Source organism: uncultured Algimonas sp. (assembly GCF_947498175.1).
GTDB lineage: Bacteria > Pseudomonadota > Alphaproteobacteria > Caulobacterales > Maricaulaceae > Litorimonas.
Genome location: NZ_CANMJB010000001.1, coordinates 314,491 through 334,197, shown reverse-complemented (window position 1 = coordinate 334,197; position 19,707 = coordinate 314,491). Strand labels below are relative to the sequence as shown.

The 19,707-nt window shown below is 64.3% G+C and carries 18 protein-coding genes; 6 read left to right on the top strand and 12 right to left on the bottom strand.

Going from position 1 to position 19,707, the window contains the following annotated elements; genetic code table 11:
* Positions 1-18: 18 nt before the first annotated feature.
* The 4 genes from Q0718_RS01615 to Q0718_RS01600 are packed head-to-tail and all read right to left on the bottom strand — an operon-like array spanning position 19 to position 3,922.
* Positions 19-1,284 carry an acyl-CoA dehydrogenase family protein gene (locus Q0718_RS01615; RefSeq protein WP_298912478.1) on the bottom strand — a complete coding sequence of 422 codons (1,266 nt, stop codon included), beginning with the start codon at positions 1,282-1,284 and terminating at the stop codon, positions 19-21.
* Positions 1,285-1,293: 9 nt separating this feature from the next.
* Positions 1,294-2,361 (bottom strand): phosphotransferase family protein, encoded by a 1,068-nt coding sequence (locus Q0718_RS01610; protein WP_298912475.1) that lies wholly within the window; start codon positions 2,359-2,361, stop codon positions 1,294-1,296.
* Between the two features lie 2 nt (positions 2,362-2,363).
* Complete coding sequence (locus Q0718_RS01605) at positions 2,364-3,134, bottom strand: glucose 1-dehydrogenase (protein WP_298912472.1); 771 nt, start codon at positions 3,132-3,134, stop codon at positions 2,364-2,366.
* Positions 3,131-3,922 carry an SDR family oxidoreductase gene (locus tag Q0718_RS01600; protein WP_298912469.1) on the bottom strand — a complete coding sequence of 264 codons (792 nt, stop codon included), beginning with the start codon at positions 3,920-3,922 and terminating at the stop codon, positions 3,131-3,133. Before Q0718_RS01600 ends, Q0718_RS01605 begins: the two co-directional genes overlap by 4 nt.
* 131 nt (positions 3,923-4,053) lie before the next feature.
* On the opposite strand from Q0718_RS01600, the gene Q0718_RS01595 reads away from it, so the two are divergent.
* The 3 genes from Q0718_RS01595 (at position 4,054) to Q0718_RS01585 (ending at position 6,347) form a co-directional block, all read left to right on the top strand.
* The gene (locus Q0718_RS01595) at positions 4,054-4,332 is read left to right on the top strand and encodes a type II toxin-antitoxin system RelE/ParE family toxin (RefSeq protein ID WP_298912466.1); all 279 of its coding nucleotides are present in this window, start codon (positions 4,054-4,056) and stop codon (positions 4,330-4,332) included.
* A complete protein-coding gene (locus tag Q0718_RS01590) occupies positions 4,332-4,634 on the top strand; it encodes a HigA family addiction module antitoxin (RefSeq protein ID WP_298912463.1) in 303 nt (100 codons plus the stop codon). Before Q0718_RS01595 ends, Q0718_RS01590 begins: the two co-directional genes overlap by 1 nt.
* A 342-nt stretch (positions 4,635-4,976) precedes the next feature.
* A complete protein-coding gene (locus Q0718_RS01585; RefSeq protein ID WP_298912459.1) occupies positions 4,977-6,347 on the top strand; it encodes a DUF3667 domain-containing protein in 1,371 nt (456 codons plus the stop codon).
* Positions 6,348-6,411: 64 nt separating this feature from the next.
* Here the strand turns inward: Q0718_RS01585 and Q0718_RS01580 are convergent, their stop codons facing one another.
* The 8 genes from Q0718_RS01580 to Q0718_RS01545 all read right to left on the bottom strand — a co-directional run bounded on the left by Q0718_RS01580 (position 6,412) and on the right by Q0718_RS01545 (position 15,969).
* Entirely contained in the window at positions 6,412-6,759 is a 348-nt protein-coding gene (locus Q0718_RS01580) for a hypothetical protein (RefSeq protein ID WP_298912457.1), read from the bottom strand.
* Positions 6,759-7,259, bottom strand: coding sequence for a hypothetical protein (locus Q0718_RS01575; protein ID WP_298912454.1), 501 nt, complete (start codon positions 7,257-7,259; stop codon positions 6,759-6,761). Before Q0718_RS01575 ends, Q0718_RS01580 begins: the two co-directional genes overlap by 1 nt.
* A complete protein-coding gene (locus tag Q0718_RS01570; RefSeq protein ID WP_298912452.1) occupies positions 7,244-7,699 on the bottom strand; it encodes a D-Ala-D-Ala carboxypeptidase family metallohydrolase in 456 nt (151 codons plus the stop codon). The genes Q0718_RS01575 and Q0718_RS01570 overlap by 16 nt, the downstream gene beginning before the upstream one ends.
* Before the next feature lie 225 nt (positions 7,700-7,924).
* Positions 7,925-8,884, bottom strand: a complete 960-nt coding sequence (locus Q0718_RS01565; RefSeq protein ID WP_298912450.1) for a DUF2853 family protein — start codon at positions 8,882-8,884, stop codon at positions 7,925-7,927.
* A 10-nt stretch (positions 8,885-8,894) separates the two neighbouring features.
* Entirely contained in the window at positions 8,895-9,992 is a 1,098-nt protein-coding gene (locus tag Q0718_RS01560) for an OmpA family protein (RefSeq protein WP_298912447.1), read from the bottom strand.
* A 177-nt stretch (positions 9,993-10,169) separates the two neighbouring features.
* A complete protein-coding gene (locus tag Q0718_RS01555) occupies positions 10,170-13,118 on the bottom strand; it encodes a TonB-dependent receptor (RefSeq protein ID WP_298912960.1) in 2,949 nt (982 codons plus the stop codon).
* 260 nt (positions 13,119-13,378) lie between these two features.
* Complete coding sequence (locus Q0718_RS01550; protein WP_298912444.1) at positions 13,379-14,350, bottom strand: nitronate monooxygenase family protein; 972 nt, start codon at positions 14,348-14,350, stop codon at positions 13,379-13,381.
* A 182-nt stretch (positions 14,351-14,532) separates the two neighbouring features.
* Positions 14,533-15,969: a M20/M25/M40 family metallo-hydrolase gene (locus Q0718_RS01545; RefSeq protein WP_298912441.1), complete on the bottom strand. Its 1,437-nt coding sequence runs from the start codon at positions 15,967-15,969 to the stop codon at positions 14,533-14,535.
* A gap of 99 nt (positions 15,970-16,068) precedes the next feature.
* Here Q0718_RS01545 and Q0718_RS01540 point away from each other — a divergent pair, with 99 nt between their 5' ends.
* From Q0718_RS01540 to Q0718_RS01530, 3 genes are read left to right on the top strand one after another with little or no spacing between them, the layout of a single operon-like run.
* Positions 16,069-17,808 carry a M28 family metallopeptidase gene (locus Q0718_RS01540; protein WP_298912438.1) on the top strand — a complete coding sequence of 580 codons (1,740 nt, stop codon included), beginning with the start codon at positions 16,069-16,071 and terminating at the stop codon, positions 17,806-17,808.
* Positions 17,809-17,819: 11 nt separating this feature from the next.
* Complete coding sequence (locus Q0718_RS01535) at positions 17,820-18,596, top strand: hypothetical protein (protein WP_298912435.1); 777 nt, start codon at positions 17,820-17,822, stop codon at positions 18,594-18,596.
* Positions 18,593-19,651, top strand: coding sequence for a glycosyltransferase family 10 (locus Q0718_RS01530; protein ID WP_298912432.1), 1,059 nt, complete (start codon positions 18,593-18,595; stop codon positions 19,649-19,651). Before Q0718_RS01535 ends, Q0718_RS01530 begins: the two co-directional genes overlap by 4 nt.
* Positions 19,652-19,707: the final 56 nt, after the last annotated feature.

Sequence of the window (19,707 nt, the reverse complement as noted above, 5' to 3'; positions counted from 1 at the left end):
CGAAGGATATACGTCCCGTCAGACGGATTGGTTCGTATAGGGCTTCAGTTCCTTGCGCGCGACCTGCATGCGGTGGACGGCGTCGGGGCCGTCGGCGTAGCGCAAGGTCCGCATCTGGATGAACATGCCGGCCAGCGGCGTGTCCTGGCTGATGCCGACGCCGCCATGCATCTGCATGGCTTCGTCGATGCATTTCAGCGCGACTTGCGGCGCGGCGACCTTGATCATGGAGATGTAGGGCGCGGCCGCGCGGTGGTCGCCCGTATCCATCATCGACGCCGCCTTCAGGCAGAGCAGGCGCGCCTGCTCAATGCCGATGCGGCAATCGGCGATGATGTCGTAATTCGCGCCCAGCTTGGCCAGCGGGCGGCCGAAGGCTTCGCGCGACACGGCCCGCTTGCAGAGCAGGTCGAGCGCGCGCTCCGCCTGGCCGATGGCGCGCATGCAGTGGTGGATGCGGCCCGGGCCGAGGCGGCCCTGGCTGACCTCGAAGCCGCGCCCCTCCCCGATCAGCAGCGCGTCGGCGGGCACGCGGACATTCTCGAACTTCATATGCAGATGGCCATGCGGCGCGTCGTCCTGGCCGAAGATGGTCATGGCGCGGACCTTGGTGATGCCCGGCAGGTCGGCCGGGACCACGAACATGGAATGCTGCTTGTGGCGGCGCTCGAAATCGCCCTTCTCTTCCGTGCGCGCCATCAGGATGTAGACCTTGGTGCGCGGATCGCCCGCGCCGGACGACCAGTATTTCTCGCCGTTCAGCACCCATTCGTCGCCGTCCTTGACCGCGCTGAATTCGAGATTGGTCGCGTCCGAGCTGGCCACGTCCGGTTCGGTCATGAGGTAGGCCGACCGGATCTTGCCGTCGAGCAGCGGCTTGAGCCAGCGCTCCTTGTGCTCCTCCGTCCCGTACTTCTCGAACACCTCCATGTTGCCGGTGTCGGGCGCGGAGCAGTTGAAGACTTCGGGCGCCAAGTGCGACCAGCCCATTTCCTCGGCGAGGTGGGCATACTCCACCGTGGTCAGGCCGAAGCCCTTGTCCGACGCCGTCAGCCCCGTCTTGGTCAGCCAGAAGTTCCAGAGCCCCTTCTCTTTCGCCTTCGTCTTCAGCGCCTCCAGCGTCTCCGTCTGCCAGGGCGTATGCGCCCAGCGGTCGTCCGCGTTTGCGGTCTCGTCATGCCACTTCTCCTCGATGGGCAGGATGTCGTTGCGCACCATCTCGCGCACGTCTTCGAGAATGGGTTTCAGGCGTTCCGTCACGCCCAGGCACATCGCGTCGCTCATATCTATCTCCTAAAGTGTTCCGCTATCGATCTTGTGCCGCGCCAGCGCGCCGAGCGCTTCGACCGACCGGTCCATCACCGCGAAGCGTTCGTCCTGCGTCTGTCCGCGGACATAGCGCGCGTGGATCTGCTGGATGATCACCGCCAGCCGCCAGATGCCGTAGACGAAATGGTAGTGGATGTCGGACACGTCGAAGCCCGTCTTCTCGCCATATCGTTGCGCGAATTCGCGGCGGCTCGGCATGCCGGGCGCGGCGGAGGGCTGGCGGATCATCTGGTGCATCGGCGCGGGATCGTCGGCCTGGATCCAGTAGGACAGCGTGTTGCCCAGATCCATCAGCGGATCGCCGATGGCGCAGATCTCCCAGTCCAGCAGCGCCGCGATCTCGCGCGGATCGTCCTCGCGCAGGATGGCATTGTCGATGCGGTAGTCCCCGTGCAGCACGGACGCCGTGCCGCTCTCGGACGGCATTTCGTCCTCGAGCCATTTCTGCACGTCCTCGAAGCGCGTGATGCCGTCCGTCCAGGCCTTGTCCCAGCGCCGGTTCCAGCCCTCGATCTGGCGCCGGACATAGCCTTCCGGCTTGCCGAAATCCTCAAGCCCCAACGCACGCCAATCCAGCGAATGCAGCTTGGCGAGCGTCTCGATGAAGTTCTCGCCCAGCCGCGCCGTGTCGTCCTCGCTCCAGCCCCACTCCGCCGGGATCGTCTTGTGGATCAGCGGGCCTTCGACCCGGTCCATGACGTAGAATTCCTTGCCGATGACGGATTCGTCGTCGGTGTAGAAGACCGTATTCGGGACTGGCTCGAAGGCCGGTTTCAGGTCCCGCATGATCCGGTATTCGCGGAACATGTCGTGACCCGCCTTGGGCAGCGGCCCGAAGGGCGGACGGCGCAGCACCAGCCGCCGGTCCGGATAGTCGACGGCGTAGGTCAGGTTGGAATTGCCCGACGGATATTGCGTCACCTTCGGCGTGCCGGACAGCCCGTCCACATTCGCCTTCAACACCGCATCGACGGCGGCGACATCGAGATCTTCGCCCTTGCGGACCTCGATCGTGGCATTCTCTCCCGCCATGGCTAGAGCGTCGCTCCGCCGTCCACCACCGTGCATTGCCCGGTATAGAAGCTGGCCTCGTCGCTAACCATGAACAGGACCGCGCCGACCATCTCCTCGGGTTGGGCGAAGCGTTTGATGGCCATGGTCATATCGAGGAATTTGTCCACGCCCGGCGCGTTCTTCAGCGCGCTGGCGAGCTTCGTATCCACCGGTCCGGGCAACAGCGCGTTGACGCGAACCCCCTCGCCTTTTTTGTCGTCGGAATACTCCTTGGCCATGCCCTGCGTCATCGCGATCAGCGCGGCCTTGGACATGCCGTAGATCACGCGCGCCGCCGCCGGTTGCAGCCCGTCGATGGAGGCGACGTTGACGACCGATCCGCCGCCGTCGCGCTTGAGCATGGGATAGGCCTTGGACGTCAGGAAATAGGGCCCGCGCGTGTTCACTTCGAAGGTCTTGTCATAGGCCTCTTCCGTCGCGCTGTGCGCCGGGCCGAAATGCGGATTGGTCGCGCCGTTGTTGATGAGGATGTCGAGCCGGCCATGCTCGGCCTCGATCTGCTCCAGCACCCGGTCGTGATGGGACAGCTCACCCAGATGCAGCTCCGCGAAGCTCGCGCTCCCGCCATTCGCCTTGATGTCGTCGGCGACCTTGGCGCAGGCCTCGGGCTTGCGCGAGGTGCAGACCACATGCGCGCCGTGCTCGGCCAGACCGTGCGCGACGGCCTCGCCGATGCCGCGCGACGCCCCGGCGACGAGGGCCACTTTTCCAGACAGGTCGAAACGGCTCATTCGGTCTTCTCCGCGAAAATGTAGGACTTCGTCTCTTTCAGCTTGGCGAGCATCCGGCGCATACCCCCCAACCATGCATCCGGGTCATGCGCCCGGGCGATATAGTATGTCTGCGCCACCGGATGCGGCAGGACGAGGAACCTATCCTCTTCGATGGCGAGCCGCAGCGCCTCGGCCACGTCCTCCGGCTCGATCAGCTCTTCGCGCTGACCGGAGAAGTCCACCCCCGCCGTCATGTTGGTCCGCACATATTGCGGGCAGATGCAATGGCTGTGGATGCCGTCATCGCCATGTTCGATGGCGATACTCTCCGCGAAGCTCACCGCCGCGTGCTTGGTCGCGCTGTAGCTGGCCGAGCCGACCTGGTTGAGCAGCCCGGCCGCCGACGCCGTGATGATGAAGCGCCCCTCGCCCCGCTCCAGCCAACCCGGCATCAACCGCCGCGCCGCATAGACGCTGCCCATGACGTTGACCTGCCAGGCCGTCTCCCAGCTCTCGTTCGACCCGCCCGCCACATGCGGACCGTTGCCGGACCCGACGCCCGCATTGGAAACGAAAATGTCGATGGGCCCTAGATCGGCCTCCACCCGGTCGATGAAGTCGGTCACGCTCGGCTCGAACGACACGTCGCACGCATAGGCCTTGCCGCCGATGGCCTCCGCCGCTTCCGTCGGCGGCGACAGATCCGACAAGGCGACCTTGGCCCCGCCCCGTGCGAACATCTCCCCGATGGCGCGGCCGATCCCGCCCGTGGCGCCCGTGACGGCGACGATCTTGTTCTCGAACATGGCCAAGGTCTTAGCGGACGCGACGCCCTGCGCAACCCGAACCGGACCGGTTCACATGGGCGATGGAGAGTGGGACCTATGAATATGTGGCACACCTTGCGACATGGCGCGCGTCATGCTACATAGAGTGCGTGATCAAGAGCATTCGCCACAAAGGTCTGAAACAGTTCTGGACGAGAGGTCGAACTCAAGGGCTGCAACAGACCCACGTGAGCCGCATTACCGAGCAAATGAACGCTCTCGACGTAGCGGTCGATGTTCAGGACATGAACATACCGGGTTATTCTCTTCACCCTTTGTCGGGTCGGGACAAAGGACGTTGGTCAATCCGGGTCAACAAGAATTGGCGGCTCACCTTCGAGTTCATCGATGGTGACGTCTACATTTTGGATTACGAGGATTATCACTGATGCAACGCCACGCTTCCATAAAGCCGACCCATCCCGGCGCGATCTTGCGGAACACGGTCATTCCGGCGCTCGGCGTCACTCGCCAGGCCTTCGCCGACGCGCTCGGCACGACTCGCAGCACAGTGCAACGCCTTCTGGCCGAAGAAATCGGCGTCTCCGCCGAAATGGCCGTCCGTCTCGGCAAGGTCTGCGGGAACGGACCGCGTCTCTGGATCAATCTCCAAGCCGCCTACGACCTTCATAAAGCCGAACAATCCGTCCCGGTCGACGATCTGCCGACGCTGGAACCGGTGTCGGCATAAGGGTTGGCTATTTGAAGTCGCCCACGGCACTTATTGCCGAAAACATCCTTAACATTTCACCGCTCAGGCCGACTTGATCGGCCTGCCCATCTCCCAGACTTCAACTCATGGGTGATGGGTTCGCCGATCAAGTCGGCGAAAGCGGGGAGACGGGAAGATGGTCTCCTTCCACTCCGCTCATCCCGACGAAAGTCGGGATCCGGGTGACGGTTTTGCGAGAGGCAAATTGGGTCTCAGCTTTCGCTGGGATGAGCGGACGGTGGAGGAGTCGCTCACCGGATCCCCCTATCCTCCGAATCTCCCCGCTTCACAGCCGCGTGGATTTCCGGCAATGTCGGTCCCATGGGGACGGAAGAGGACATCCTGTTGGGGATCGACGAAGGGCGCGGCCTGTTGGACCGGGACCGGATCCCGAACGAGAACCAGTCGCTCGCCTGCTTTTCCTGCGGCGCGCGGATGGTCGGGCTCTATTGCCACGAATGCGGCAACAAGAACGACGATTACCGCCGCTCCGTCTTTTCGCTCTTCGTCGAGTTGATCCAGAACCTGACCGCCGTGGACAGCCGCATGTGGCGCAGCCTGCGCTCGCTGCTGCTGCGGCCCGGGCGCATGGCGCGCGATTTCGCCGACGGAGCCCGCTCGCGCTGGACCTCGCCGGTGCGCTTCTACATCGCCGCCTCCATCCTGCTGTTCGGCTATGTCACCCTGTCCCAGACGCAGATCATCGCCGTCGGCGGCCTGCATGAAAGCACGCCGACCAGCATCGCCAAGATCACCGCCGACGACTCGGCCGTCAGTCCGGAGCTGCACTTCTTCATCCGCAAGAACCAGCTCGTCACCGGCTTCGACCCCGAAGTGACCCGCAGCCAGACGGACGATTTCCTCCGAGGCCTCAATGCGGGGCGCAACGGGGACGGCCCCGAAGCCCTGCGCGAGTCCATCGCGGAGCTCGACGCGCAGATTGCCACCGCCAGCAACGAGATCGAACGCTTCACGCTTCAGGCCACGCGCGACGGCATGGCGCGGACCCTGGCCGAAGCGGATCCACCCGAGACGCCCCGATCGCCGGAGGACGGCACCCCAGACCCGTCCGACGCCGAGGAAAGCGGCGACTCGGGCATCGAGCTGACGGGCTGGGCCGGACGGGAGGTCTCGCTGGACCGTGAAGGCCTCAGAGTCCTGATCGACCTGATGATGGAGCGGCCCGAACTGTTCAACGAACAGGTCAATGACGCGCTCAAGCTCGCCCTCTTCTTCATGATGCCGCTAGCCATGCTGATCGGGGCGATCTTCATCCGCGGGCGGAGCAACGCCATGCTCTACGACCATCTGGTCCACGCCGCCTACCTCCACGCCTTCTCCTTCATCCTCCTGCTCGCCTTCATCCTGCTGCACCAATTTACGCCGGCGACCTGGCTGATCGTGCCCTATACGCTCATCCTGCTGATCTACCTGCCTTTGTCGGCCAAGGGCATGTTCGGACGCGGCTGGTTCAAATCCGTCCTGACCGCATACAGCGTCGGCGCGATCTACAGCTTCGTCATGTTCGCGGCCTTCGTCGTCATCGTCGCGGTGGCGGTGACGAACGTGGCCGCCGACCTGACGGACCAGCGCGCCCGGCTGGCGGCCCTGTCGAGCCCGTCCCAGACCGCGCCGCCCGACCGGCTTGAGCCCCAGACCGGAGATCCGGCCCCCGCGCCGGTCGAGGACTAGGCTCGGTCAGACCGATCCGGCGCCGCCCGTCAGCCTTCGGCCCCATCATGGCATCGTCCTCGGATCACCCAGGGTCGAAATCACCGGTTCCGAGCGCATCATGTCGGGCTCCCGTTGCGGCTCCGGCTTCGAAATTCCGCTCGCGGCGTCCGAAGCCGCGTCTATGGACCGGTCTCCATCCCGCAGGGTCCGGCGTCCGGCCCGACTCCAACCGGTGGTAGCCGTGCGTCTGTTTCGCCCGGAGCGCCTGCAACCGCGTCAAGGCGTCCCGGATCAGGTCGGCCTGGGTCGCGCCGGTATCGGTCTCGTCCGCCTGAGGCGGTCCGGGCGGTGGCGGAGGCGGGTCCGCCTCCGACCAGACCGGCCCCAGATCGACGCAGCCCATCCGCCAGCCGAGGAAACGCCGCGCCATCAGACCGGGCCCACGATGGAGCGGCCGCCCATCGTCCGGGGCCCTGCGCCGTTGCGCGGGGCGCGGTCGCCGAACCACCACAGGGTCGCCGCCGTCGCCGCGAAGACGCAGGCGTCGATCACGCCCGTATCCTGCGTCCGGGCGAAGATGTAGGCCGTGATCAGCCAGAGCATCAGCGTCAGCGCGGGCCGCACCAGGCGCAGCGTGTTGACCACCCATCGGCTGGCCTCGCCCAGCGCGGCGTCGGCCAGGATCGAGGCTTCGAGCCCGCGCCAGCTGCCCGCCTGCGCCGCCAGGGCGAGTTCGTTTTCCGCCTCCTGCGCCTTGGCGCGGCGGTTAAGCTCGTGCAGCCGCAGTTCGTGCGTCCAGCGCGCCCGCTCCTGTTCGAAGCTCTGCTTGCGTTCGAAGAAGCCCGCGACGCGGCCCAGTGCCGTGCCGATCAGGCCGAACAGGCCGCCTGCGGCGGCGTCCAGTGTGAGTGTGGCTAATCCTGTCGCCATTGTGTCCTCGCTGTGTCTGAGCCGTACCAGGACCGCGCAGGCCCCAGATCGGCATGGATGAATGTGGTGTAGAAGCCGAAGCCGGTGAACCCGGCCTCGAGGAGCGCGCCGTGCAGCGCGTGTCGGTCGTGCCCCCGCAGGGCGATGTCGGCGGCCAGGCGCAGATGCTGCGACAGCGGCGCGCCGCCGACGCGGGCATTGTGCAGCCCGCAGCGGTGGCCCGACAGGATGTGGAAGGGGCGCCCGACCCGGTCGCGCGCCGCCTGCAGCGCGTCCATGAAGGCGGGCCAGCGGTAGCCCTCCCCGCAATGGCGGCAGGCCATCTCGCGTGGGGTGAAGTCGGGCCAGCGCCAATCGCCGGACCCGCGCGGAGTCGGTCCGTAGCGCGGATGCACCGGGCTGCGGCTGAAGGAGGGTGTCGATGGGATGTTTCGGATCATGCCATCGAATATGCGGCCGTTCCGCCCAACCCGGATCTTTTAGTCGGGAAAAATGAAAAAGCCTGCCGGATGGCAGGCTTGGGGCGGTTCGCTAAAGTGGATTAACGAGGATGGATTGGCGGATGAGCGCCGACGAGCGCCGCCCTGACCCTCCACTTTCAATACCCGTCCCCGGCATCCGTCGCCGGGGACGGAGATTCGAGGAGACCTGAGCAGCCCCTGAACTTAGCGGAACAGGCTCAGCTTCTTGGCCTTCTTCGCCGCGAGGTAGTAGAACGTCACCCGCGATTTGAGGCGCTGGCCCTTCATCTGCTCGCAGACCGACTTGACCAGCTCCAGCTGCCCCTCTTCCAGGCCCAGCTTCTTGGTCACGAACCCGCTGGCGACGCGGCGCAGTTCCGCTTCGTCCGAACAGGCGACCAAGCTGCTGTCGCGCGATTGCAGCGAGATACCGCAATAATCGACGATGTTCTGAACGACCTTCTTGGAGGCGCGCGCATCATAGGCTTTGACCTTTTCGAGGTACCGGTCGATCTCGTCGCTGGCCTTCGATGCCGATTTGGCGGAGGCGGACTTTGTCGGCATGGCTTTAGCCGGGGCCTTCTTCGCTGCCGCCTTCTTGGCGGTCGTCGCCTTCGCCGTCGTTTTGGCGGCACCCGTTTTCGCCGTGGCCGTCTTGGCGACGGCCTTGGTTTTCGCCTTCGTCATGGCCGTCTTCTTGGGCTTGGCCAAAACCTTGGTTTTCTTGGGCTTTTTGGCGGATGCGGCGGCATCGGACACATCATCCGCTTCGCTCATCTCCGCCAGGCGGCTGTCGAGATATTTGACCCGCGCGGCGAGATAGCGGTTCTGCCATTCCAACGCGTAGGTATCGTCCGTATCGGTCGTCTTGGCGGTCACGTCCGACCCGGTCGGCACGGCGTCGGGGAGCTCGGCTTGAGCGGTCGCTTGCGTTTTCAGCTCGGTCAGTTCGGTCTCGCGCGCCGATAGCCGGCCTTCTAGATCCTGCACGCGGGTGCGCAACGTGTCCGTCTCGGCCCGCAGCGCCCCTTCGCCTTCGACCGACAGATCGCCAGCCCGCTTCGTGCTCGGCTTGAGGAACCAGCCCAGCAGGAAGCCGATCCCGCCGATGACGATGGAGGGGATCACATAGTAAGCCCCGAGAAATGCTAGAAAGTCGTCCATGGATTGGGTCCTACTCCGCTCTGCTCAATAAGAATTCGATGCGCCGGTTCTTTTCGCGGCCGTCCGGCGTTTCGTTGCTGGCCACGGGATTGTCCGGGCCGAACCCGCGCGCGGCCAGGCGCGACCGTTCGATCCCGCCCTGTTCGTTCAGGTGGAACAGCACCGCATTGGCGCGCGCTTCCGACAGGGCCTGATTGTCCCGGGCGTCGCCTTCGCTCGACGTATAGCCGTTGATCGCGATGCGGTAGTCCGGACATTGCCCGGCGGCTCCGGCGATCTCGGCGAGCAGGTCGAAGTTGGCGTCGCCGCGGATCGCCGCTTCGCCCGGCTGGAAGCTGATTTTGCGCTCGCGCCGCAGATCGTCCAGCAGCCCTTGGCAGATGGATTGCGATCCGGACTGTCCGTACACGGCGACCGGCCCGTCCGGCACGGTCACGTTTCCAGCGAAATTGTAGCCCTCCGGCGTGGCGCGTTTCATTTCGGCGTAGAGCGTGTTCTGCACGGCCGTGTTCGCCGCCTGCCCCTGCAACGAACCTTCGCGGTCCTCGATCTGCAGACGCCCGGCTTCGAGCCGGTCGAGCTTGCGGAAATAGCGGCGCACCACATCGCCCCAGGCGCCGTCCGGCGCGCCGTCGGCCAAGTCCACCCGGTCGATCGCGACCCGGTCATTGCCGAAGACGGCCACGGCGTCTTGGAGGATTTCAGCGCGCACCGCTTCGGACGGCGCGTAGCCGCTCAACACGACCGTGCCGTCCGGCGCCTTGCGCGCCGAGAACATGTAGGGCGAGCGCGTTTCCAAGGGCGGGGCTTCGCGCAAGGCGGTCGCGTCCACGACGTCATGCCAGACTTCGTCCGCGTCGCAGGCGGAACAGCGCGCGTCCCGCGCGACCTGGACCGCGGCCTGGCGCTCCCCGACCGTCGGCGCCGTACCGCCGATACGCGCGACATCGACGTCCATGGCGACATCCGCCCAGCCGTAGCCGGCCTCCGCCAAGGCGGCCTCGATCTGCGCACCCACATCGTCGATCCGCGTCTGCGCCGTCAGCACCCCGTAGCCGAGCCCGACCAGCGCCAGCACGACAAGCGCGATGAAAAACCGTCCCAGCACCGTTCTAACGTCCCGCCTTCATGACCCGATGGTTAGCCGACACCTTCCGGAGTCGCAAACGCTTATGACGACAGGCCCGGGACCCAAAGGTCCGAACGTGCCGTCACATCTGCCGAGGATGCATGAAAAAAGCGGCTCCGAAGAGCCGCTTTAGGAAACACATGGAATTGGACCGAACTAGAAGTCGATCGTCGCACCCATGAAGATGTAACGGCCGAAAGCGTCATAGACTTGCGGGTACGTGTTGCCGTTGCCCGGCGCCGTGCCGACGATCGACGACAGAGGCGGATCGACATCGAACACGTTGTTGACGCCGGCCCGGAAGATAATGTCTTCCGTGACAGCGAAGTTACCCGACAGATCGATATAGTCCTGATCGCCGAAGGTCCGGTTGACGTTCGCGAACGACCCGGCCAGCGCACGCTGTCCAGAGGTCTGAGCGACATTGACGGACCCGAAGTGGCGCCACGTCAGTTGCAGGCCCAGACGGGAATCCCACATGTCGGGACGCAGGTTGAAGTCGACCTTGTGACGATATTCCGGGTTCGGAGCTCCGCACTGACCGCCATAGTAACCGGCGCAGTCATAGATCTGGCTGGTCGTGGAAGTCGGAAGCGGCTTCGTCGTGAGGTCGTTCAGAAGCGTCCCAACGTAAGATATCCGCATATCGGCAAAATCCCCGGCACGGAAATCATATCCTGCTAGGAAATCGATGCCGCTTGTCGAAAGCTCACCTGTGTTGAGGTTGGTGGCCGTGATGAAACCGGAATTGTTCGCCCAAAGCGTTCCGCCCGAACCCCGGTTCACCAGATCACAGAAGAACGCCTGACCTGTCTCCAAACACTGGTTCAAAGACAGTTGCTCGGGAACGGTCCCGATGAACCCATCGACGCTGATATCGAAATAGTCGACTGAAACGGTCAGGCCGTCCGCAAACGAGGGCTGGAAAACAAAACCGAACGTGTAGGTGTCGCTCACCTCCGGTTCCAGATCGAGATTGCCGCCGCCAAACGTATTGAACTGGCCTGCAGGGTTATCCGCAATACTTCCATATTGAGCTGCAGTGACTCCGGTATTGGCGCACTGAGCCGCAGTCGCTGCAGGCGTGGTCCCGGCACAGGGATCGAACAGCCCGTTCGATCCTGCAGACAGGTCGAACAGTCCAATCGATTGTTCGGCGAACAGTTCGAACACGTTCGCCGCACGGACGGCACGCTGGTAAGATCCGCGGAACCGGATAGGCTGCACCGGACTCCAGTCCAAGCCGACCTTATAGGAGTCAGTACCGAAATTGTCGTATTCAGACCGGCGATAGGCAAGGTCGAGGCCGGCATCGTAGAAGCCGGAACGGTTCTGGACCAACGGGATGTCAAGCTCACCGAAAATATCCAAAACATCCTGTTCGCCTGCAATAGCGTTGGTCGGCCCGCCTTGACCCGCGCCGTCGCCGGACAGGAAATTGCCATCCGGATTGGAATCGAGCTCATCTTTGCGGTATTCTACACCCACGGCGAAAGCGACTGTGTCGTCAGCCCAGCCAGTGCGAACGCGGTCGCCGAAATCGCCAAACATCTTTGCCGTTAGAATTGTCTGTTCGGTCGTTCCGGTTCTGAGAAGCGGGTTCGACAAATAGTCAACAGCAGCCGGATTCGGTGGCTGCCCAGAAAAGATGTCATAAGGCACACAAGCCGGATCGACGGTGATGAGCGCGCCAGCCGCATCACGCCGCGAATTGATGGCGCAGATCGGATTGCCGGCTCCGTCATCGACTGCATTCAACGCCCTTGTGATCGCGCGGATCGAAAGATCGTTGTTGTACACTTCCGAACGGCGGACGCGGGCATAGGACGCCGAAACATCGTAACCCAGGTTCGTACCGGAAATGTCACCTTCGAACCCTGCTAGCAGACGGAAAGTCGTATGCGTGATGTCGTTGTTGCGCGGACCGCCTTCGACGTTCCGGCGGAGGAGCAATACGGGTGCCACGTCGCCAGCGCCGAGACCGTTCGACGTACAGAGGAAGTTGACTTGCTGTGCCGACAGGAACGGGTTGTTGCAATTCACACCGCCGGTGTCGCCATTGACGCCAAGTCCGAAGACGCCGGATGGAGCGATCTGGTTGTTCGTGCTGTTCTCCATGAACAACAGTTCCGAATAGAAATTGATGTCCGGTGTGATTTCGTAATTGACGAAGGCACCCAGATTGTAGCGCTCGTTCGGCCGCTGGTAGTGGTTGAACGGATTGAAGTTGAACGTATCGGTGGTGAAGTCACGATCGATAATCGTGCCTGTGCCAGCCGGATCGATACGCGCCCAGACCGAACCGTTTGGAAACGCGTAGCCCGGAGCGACTTCGAGAAGGTTCGCAACTTGGTTGGTTGGCGAACCGGAACAGCTGAACTCGTTACCGCCTGCGCGAGTTCCTAATGCACACTGCGCATAGTCACGGTCGCCTTGGAAGATCGGATCCGTTTTCTGATAACCTGCGAAAGCGGTGGCATGGCCGCGACCGCCGTCGAAGAAGCCGCCGACGACACCGGTGATGTCGATGGTTTCGCCGTCGGTGACACTGCCGTTCGGAACACGGTACTGGTCGGGATTGGCTGTGGCGAATTCCTGCAGGAGTCCCTGCAACGGACCGTTATTGTTGTGCTGATAGAACGAGAAGTTCGTGTCCAGGCGGGCCCCTTCGAATTCGTCATCGATGATGAAGTTCACCACACCCGTGATGGCGTCCGACCCGTAGGTCGCGGAAGCGCCACCGGTCAGGATCTCGACATTGGAGACCAGAGCCGAAGGGATGAAATTGACGTCGGCGGCCGCTGTATTCAGAGAGCCGTATGGCATGCGCCGGCCATTCACCAGAACAAGGTTGCGGGTCGAGCCCAGACCGCGAAGGTTGATCGAAGACGTTCCGGTCGCGCCGTTAGCCAGGTTCGATCCCTGTGCGCCGAAGGCTTGCGGCAACGTGTTGATCAGGTCTTCCACTTGGACAACGCCGCGTGCGTCGAACTCGGCTGCGTTGATCTGAGTGACGGGACTCGTCGTCGTCAGATTGGTCGAGCGCGGGATCAGCGTGCCCGTTGTAATAATGACATCCTCTTCGGCGTCACTTTGTTGCGCCATGGTCGGAGCGGCAGCCGCCAGAACCATGCCGGAAATGATCGAAGACAGAAGCAACGACTTCTTGTTGAGCTTACTCATGGGTGAGATTCCCCTTAGGTTGATGAATCGCCCTCTTCTTAGAGATAGAAATATGGCGATGGTTTGATTTATTCAGAGATTGCGGTTGTATGACCGATTTTATTCGAATTCGTTGCATTTATGTCACGTTTCGTTTCCACAAAGTTAAAATCCGCACGGACCGAAACGCATAACGTCTTGGTCTACTCGCTTTGATGCTTCGCCAAACGCGCCAACGCCGCCTTGAACTCTGATTCCATCGCATCGACTAGATCGGCGACGGGCGGGACGTCGTCGACTTGGCCGACGCCCTGGCCCGCGCCCCAGATGTCCTTCCAGGCCTTCTTGTCTGTATTGCCGCCGGAGCCGAAATCCATCGCGGTCTTGTCGGCTTCGGGAAGATTGTCCGGGTCCATCCCGGCCTTTTCGATGGAGCCGCGCAGATAGTTGCCGTGCACGCCGGTGAATAAGGAGGAATAGACGATGTCCTGCGCCACGCTGTCGACGATCTCCTGCTTGTAGGCGGCATCGGCGTTGGCTTCTACGGTGGCGATGAAGCGCGTGCCGACATAGGCCATGTCCGCGCCGATGCCGATCGCGCCCGCGACCGACCCGCCCGTGCTGATCGAACCCGACGCCAGCAGCGGCCCGTCGAAGAACTTGCGGATTTCCGGGATGAGCGCGAAGGGCGACAGGGTCCCGGCATGGCCGCCCGCCCCGGCGCAGACCGCGATGATGCCGTCCGCCCCCATGGACAACGCCTTCTTGGTGTGGCGGATGTTGGTCACGTCGTGCAGGACGATGCCGCCATAGGAATGGGTCGCGTCATAGACCGCCTGGCTGGCCTGCAGCGAGGTGATGACGATCGGTACCTCGTGCTTCACGCAGACCGCCATGTCGTGTTCCAGCCGGTTGTTGGACGGATGGCAGATCTGGTTGACGGCGAACGGTGCGACGACCGCGTCCGGATTGTCGCGCTGGTATTCCTCCAGCTCCAGCTTGATGCGCACGATCCATTGCTCCAGCACCTCGGCGGGGCGCGCATTCAGCGCCGGAAAGCTGCCGATGATGCCCGCCTTGCACTGCGCGATCACCAGATCCGGTCCGGACACGATGAACATGGGCGCAGCCAAGACGGGAATGCGCGTGCGGGTGAGGATATCGGGAAGAGCCATGGAGGTGTGATCCTGTGGTTTCGATGCTGGTGCTTGCGAACCACCGGTCCCGGCACTCATTGCCGGGGTCCGGTGTCGTGATGGTTCGCAACGGTAAGGGTCTGGCCGCGCTCATCTTGTGAGCGATGCCTGTATCAGGCCCCGGCAAAGGGGGTCGGGGACGCAGGTCGTGGCGATCGCGCTCAGCCCTCCGTATCCGCATCCGCGCGGAAGTCCGTCTCCGCATTGGCGGCCGTCCAGGCCATCAACGCGAAGGCGGCGACGTTTTCGGCGATGTCGTCCGGGTCGATCTTGTCGAGCGTGTCGTCGGGCGTGTGGTGCAGGTCGAAATAGTCGGTGCCGTCCTGCTGGAAGCGCATGACGGGCACGCCGGCGCGCGCCAGCGGGATGATGTCCGGACCGCCGGTCGTGGTCCGGTCGCCGATGGGCAGGCCGAGCGTCGCGGCGACATCCCGTATGACCGCGTCGCCTTCGCCGACATTGATCAGAACCTCGTAGGGCGGCTCCGCGCCGAAATCGGATTCGGTCGCCAGGACATGGTTCTCCACCGTGTCCGCATGGGCGTCCGCATATTCGAACGCGCCCAGCAGGCCGACTTCCTCGGCCCCGAACGCGACGACGCGGATGGTGCGCTTGGGCCGCAGGCCCGCTTCGATCAGCACTTGCGCCGCGCCCGCCACGATGCCGATTCCGGCCCCGTCATCGACGGCGCCCGTGCCCAGGTCCCAGCTGTCCAGATGCGCGCCGATCAGCACGATCTCTTCGGGCCGCTCCGTGCCGACGATCTCGCCGATCACGTTGCCCGACGGCGCGTCGCCGAAGAAGTGCGGCCGGACCTTCAGAAAGACCTCCACCGTTTCGCCGCGTTCCAGAATGCGTTCCAGCTGGTCGGCGTCGGGCGCGGACAGGGCCGCGATCGGAATGGGCGGCACGTCGTCGGCGTAGCGCATCTGGCCCGTATGCGGGAAGCGGCGGGAATCGGTCCCGACCGACCGGATGATGACGGCGGCTGCGCCGCGCCGCCCGGCTTCGGTCGCGCCGCGCTGCCGCTTGACGTTGGCGGGGCCATAGCCCGCCCCGTCCGGCGCCTTTTCCATCCGGCCGGAGATGAAGACGATCTTGCCCGCCAGATCGCCGCCTTCGGACGCGAGCGGCGCAGCCTCCAGCGCATCGAAGGTCGGGAAGTAGACCACCTCGGCCTCGATCCCGTCCGCCGGTGTGGCGACGGACCCGCCCAGCGCGGTGACCAGCATCTGTTGCGGATAGGGCGCGGTGATGCGCGCCGTCTCGACGCCCCGGATCCAGCCCGGAATGGTGAAGGGCTCGATGCGGACGTTCTCGAGCCCGATCTCGCGGAACTTCGCGGCGGTCCAGTCGCGGGCGCGCGCTTCCTCGGGCGTCCCGGCCAGCCGCGCGCCGATCTCCGTCGTCAGCCCTTCCACGATGTCGTAGCCCTGCGTGCCGGACCGCGCAGCCTCCAGGATCGCGCGGCTCGTCGCGTCTGCGGTGTCAGGCGTCGCCGCTTGCGGGGCGGCCTGCTGGGCGGCCGCCTCCAGGTTCAAGGCCGCCAAGACGGCCAATGCGGTCGCGGCGCGGCGCGCCAGTCCCTCGATCATCATATGCATCCCCTCTGTCGTCCCGGCCTTATGCCGAATTGCGGACTTGATAAACGGTCGGGCGGCGTTAGCAACTGCGTCAAAGCGAATGGGAGAGATACAATGACCAAGACCGCTGCGACGACCAAGACCGCCCTGATGGGCAAGCCTGTCCTGACAAACAAGACCGCTCTGATGGCGACCGCCTGCGCCGCCCTGCTGCTGGGCGCGTGCGGGCCCGCCACGCCAGACGTGGAAGAACCCGCCGAAGTGGATCACGCCGCCCTGATCTCGACGACCGATCTGGGCCGACGGATCGAAACGCTGTCGGGCGACGATTTCATGGGCCGCGCGCCGGGCACGCAAGGCGGGCAGATGACGCTGGACTATCTGTCGGCGGAAATGGAGGCGGCGGGCCTGGCCCCCATGGGCGAGAACGGCACCTACTTCCAGACCGTGCGCCTGTCCGAAGCGACCCTGTCGCCGGACAGCACATTGCGCATCGAAGGAGGGGGCGGCGACGTGCTGCTGGACGTCGATGCGTCCCAACACGACAATGCCGTGTTCTGGACCAAGAAGACGGCCGCCGAACACAGGCTCGACGATAGCGAGCTGGTTTTCGTCGGTTACGGCACGGTCGCGCCGGAATTCGGTTGGAACGACTATGCCGGGCTGGACGTGACCGGCAAGACCGTCGTCATGCTGGTCAACGATCCGGGCTTCGCGACCAAGGACGACGCGCTCTTCGGCGGCGATGCCATGACCTATTACGGCCGCTGGACCTACAAGTTCGAGGAAGCCGGGCGCCAGGGCGCGGACGCCGCCATCGTCATCCACCAGACCGAACCGGCGTCCTACCCGTGGGAGGTCGTCTCCGGCAGCTGGACCGGGCCGCAGCTCGACGTGGTGCGCACGGATGGCGGCGCGGACCGCACGGTCATGGAAGGCTGGATCGACGAAGACACGGCGCGGCGCCTGTTCGGTGCCGCCGGTCTGGACTTCGACACGTTGGCCGTCGAAGCCTCCACGCAGGGATTCGAGCCCGTGGCCATGGGCGATCTGACCCTGGACGCCGCGCTGGACCAGCAGGTCGCAACGGTCGAGAGCGCCAATGTGATCGGCGGCGTGCGCGGCACGGTCCGGCCCGACGAATACGTCCTCTACATGGCCCATTGGGATCATCTCGGAAACAACGGCGTCGGCGAAGACCACATCTATAACGGCGCGGTGGACAATGCGACGGGCACAGCCGCCATCATCGAGATCGGCGAAGCCTTCGTCGAAGCGGGCGCGCCGGAGCGCACCGCCCTGTTCATGGCCGTGACGGCGGAAGAAAGCGGCCTGCTCGGCTCCGCCTACTATGCGGCCAACCCGCTCTATCCGCTGGAAAACACGGTCGCCGGAGTCAACATCGACGCGGTCCTGCCGGTCGGCGAGACCAAGGACATGACCGTGATCGGTTTCGGCAGCTCGGAACTGGAAGACCGGCTGGGCGACATTCTCGCCCTGCGCGACATGCGCATCGAACCGGACACCAACGCCTCGGCCGGCTATTTCTACCGCTCCGACCATATCAGCCTGGCCAAGCGCGGCGTGCCGATGCTCTACGCGGACGGCGGTACGGACCATGTCACCAAGGGCACGGCGTATGGCGAGGATTTCGCCGCCGAATACACCGAACTCCGCTACCACAAGCCTGCCGACGAATACGACAATAGCTGGGACCTGTCGGGCATCAAGCAGGTCACGGAGATCCTGTTCGAACTGGGTTACGACCTGGCCGACAGCGAGGACTGGCCGAACTGGTACGACGGCAACGAATTCCGTGCCCTGCGCGACGAACAGCGGTCGGGGATGGAGTAACGCTTGATCCCGTGACACGGGATCCGGATCATCAGCGTGAGCGAAGCGAACACAGTTTGATGCAAACCGTCATCTGCATGAAATGGGGCACGCGTTACGGGCCGGAGTTCGTGAACCGGCTCTGGGGGGCGGTGCGGCGGAACACGGTGCGGCCGACGCGGCTGGTCTGCCTGACGGATGACGACACCGGCGTCGATCCGGCGGTGGAATGCCGGTCCATTCCGGAGATCGACCTGCCGCCGGACCTGATCAACACGCCCTGGCGCAAGCTGACGCTCTGGAAGGCGCCGCTGCACGACTTGTCGGGCGACGTGCTGTTCCTCGATCTGGACCTGGTCGTGACCGGATCGCTGGACGACATGTTCGACTTCGAGGCGGGCCGCTACTGCGTGATCGAGAACTGGACGCAGAGGGGCCAAGGCAACGGCAACACCTCCGCCTTCCGCTTTCCGGTCGGCGAACACGCCTATATCTACGACAACTTCCAAGCCGATCCGCAGCGCGTCCTGTCGAGCTACCGGGTCGAGCAGCTCTATATCTCGCGCGAGATCAAGGACATGGTGTTCTGGCCCGCGCTCTGGTGCGCCTCGTTCAAACACACATTGTTGCCACGCTGGCCACTGAACTTCCTCAAGGCGCCTGAGCTGCCCAAGGAGACGAAGATCGTCGCCTTCACCGGCAAGCCGGACCAGGACGAAGCCCTGCGCGGCGAATGGCCGGTCCGGGCGGGCTGGAAGAAGCTCTACAAGCATGTGCGCCCGACGCCCTGGATCGCGGAGCATTGGTGAGCGCCATACGCGTCAAATTCGTGGCCAAGATGGAGGCAGGCGGGATCGACGCGCTCTGGCGGCCGCTTTTGCCGGACGGATCGGACCGGATCGGCGACTGCGTCTTCACCTTCGATGCGGAAGCCCGCGACTACGACTTCCTCGCCGTGTATGAAGACCTGCCGCCTCGGCCCGGCGAGCGGCAGGTGCTGCGCCGCGAACCCCTCGCCTGCGCGCGCGCCAACACGCTGCTGCTCACGACGGAACCGTCCTCCATCCGGATCGACGGACCCGCCTACTTGCGCCAGTTCGGGCATGTCTGGACGTCGCGCCATGCCTCGCTCGCCCCGCACCCGAACCGGGTGCCCGGCACTCCGCCGCTGCGGTTCTTCTACGGCCGCAACATGGCGGGCGGGGCGCATCGTCCCCTGTCGGACGCCCCGCCCGCCAAGTCGAAGGACCTGTCCGGCATGTCGTCCACCAAGGCGATGGCGCACACGGTCCACGCCAAGCGATTGGAGTTCATGCTGGCGCTGAAGGACCGGCTCGGCGCGCGGTTCGACCTGTACGGACGCGGTCTGAGACCCGTGGACGACAAGGCCGAGGCGATGTCCGACTACCGCTATCACGTCGCGGTCGAGAACCATGTCGAGCCCGGCCATTTCACGGAAAAGCTGACCGATTGCTTCGTCGCCGGGTGCCTGCCCTTCTATTACGGCGATCCGGACTATGCGCGGGTCTTCCCGGCCGAGGCGGTCCTGCCCATCGACATCTACGACCTGGACGGCACGGTCGCCCGCATCGAGCGGGCCATCGCGCAGGACGAGTTTATGCGGCGGCGGTCTGCCCTGGCCGAAGCGCGGCGCACCGCGCTGGAGCGCTTCAACACGCTGCGCGCCGTGGCCCGCACGGCCGAAGCCGTCTACGATCCGGACGCATCACGCGGAGGGGAGTTGCTGGGACGCCACGCCTTCCGTAAGGCCCATCCGGTCAAAGCCGTGTCGGACGCGGTCTTCCGGATGCGGGCGAGGAAGAGCCCATTATCCGACCCGCTCCAACGGAACCGAGCGGATTAGCCCTTGCCGCCACGGCGGCAAGCGGTGATATTGTAACTTTGCGACACACTGGCGAC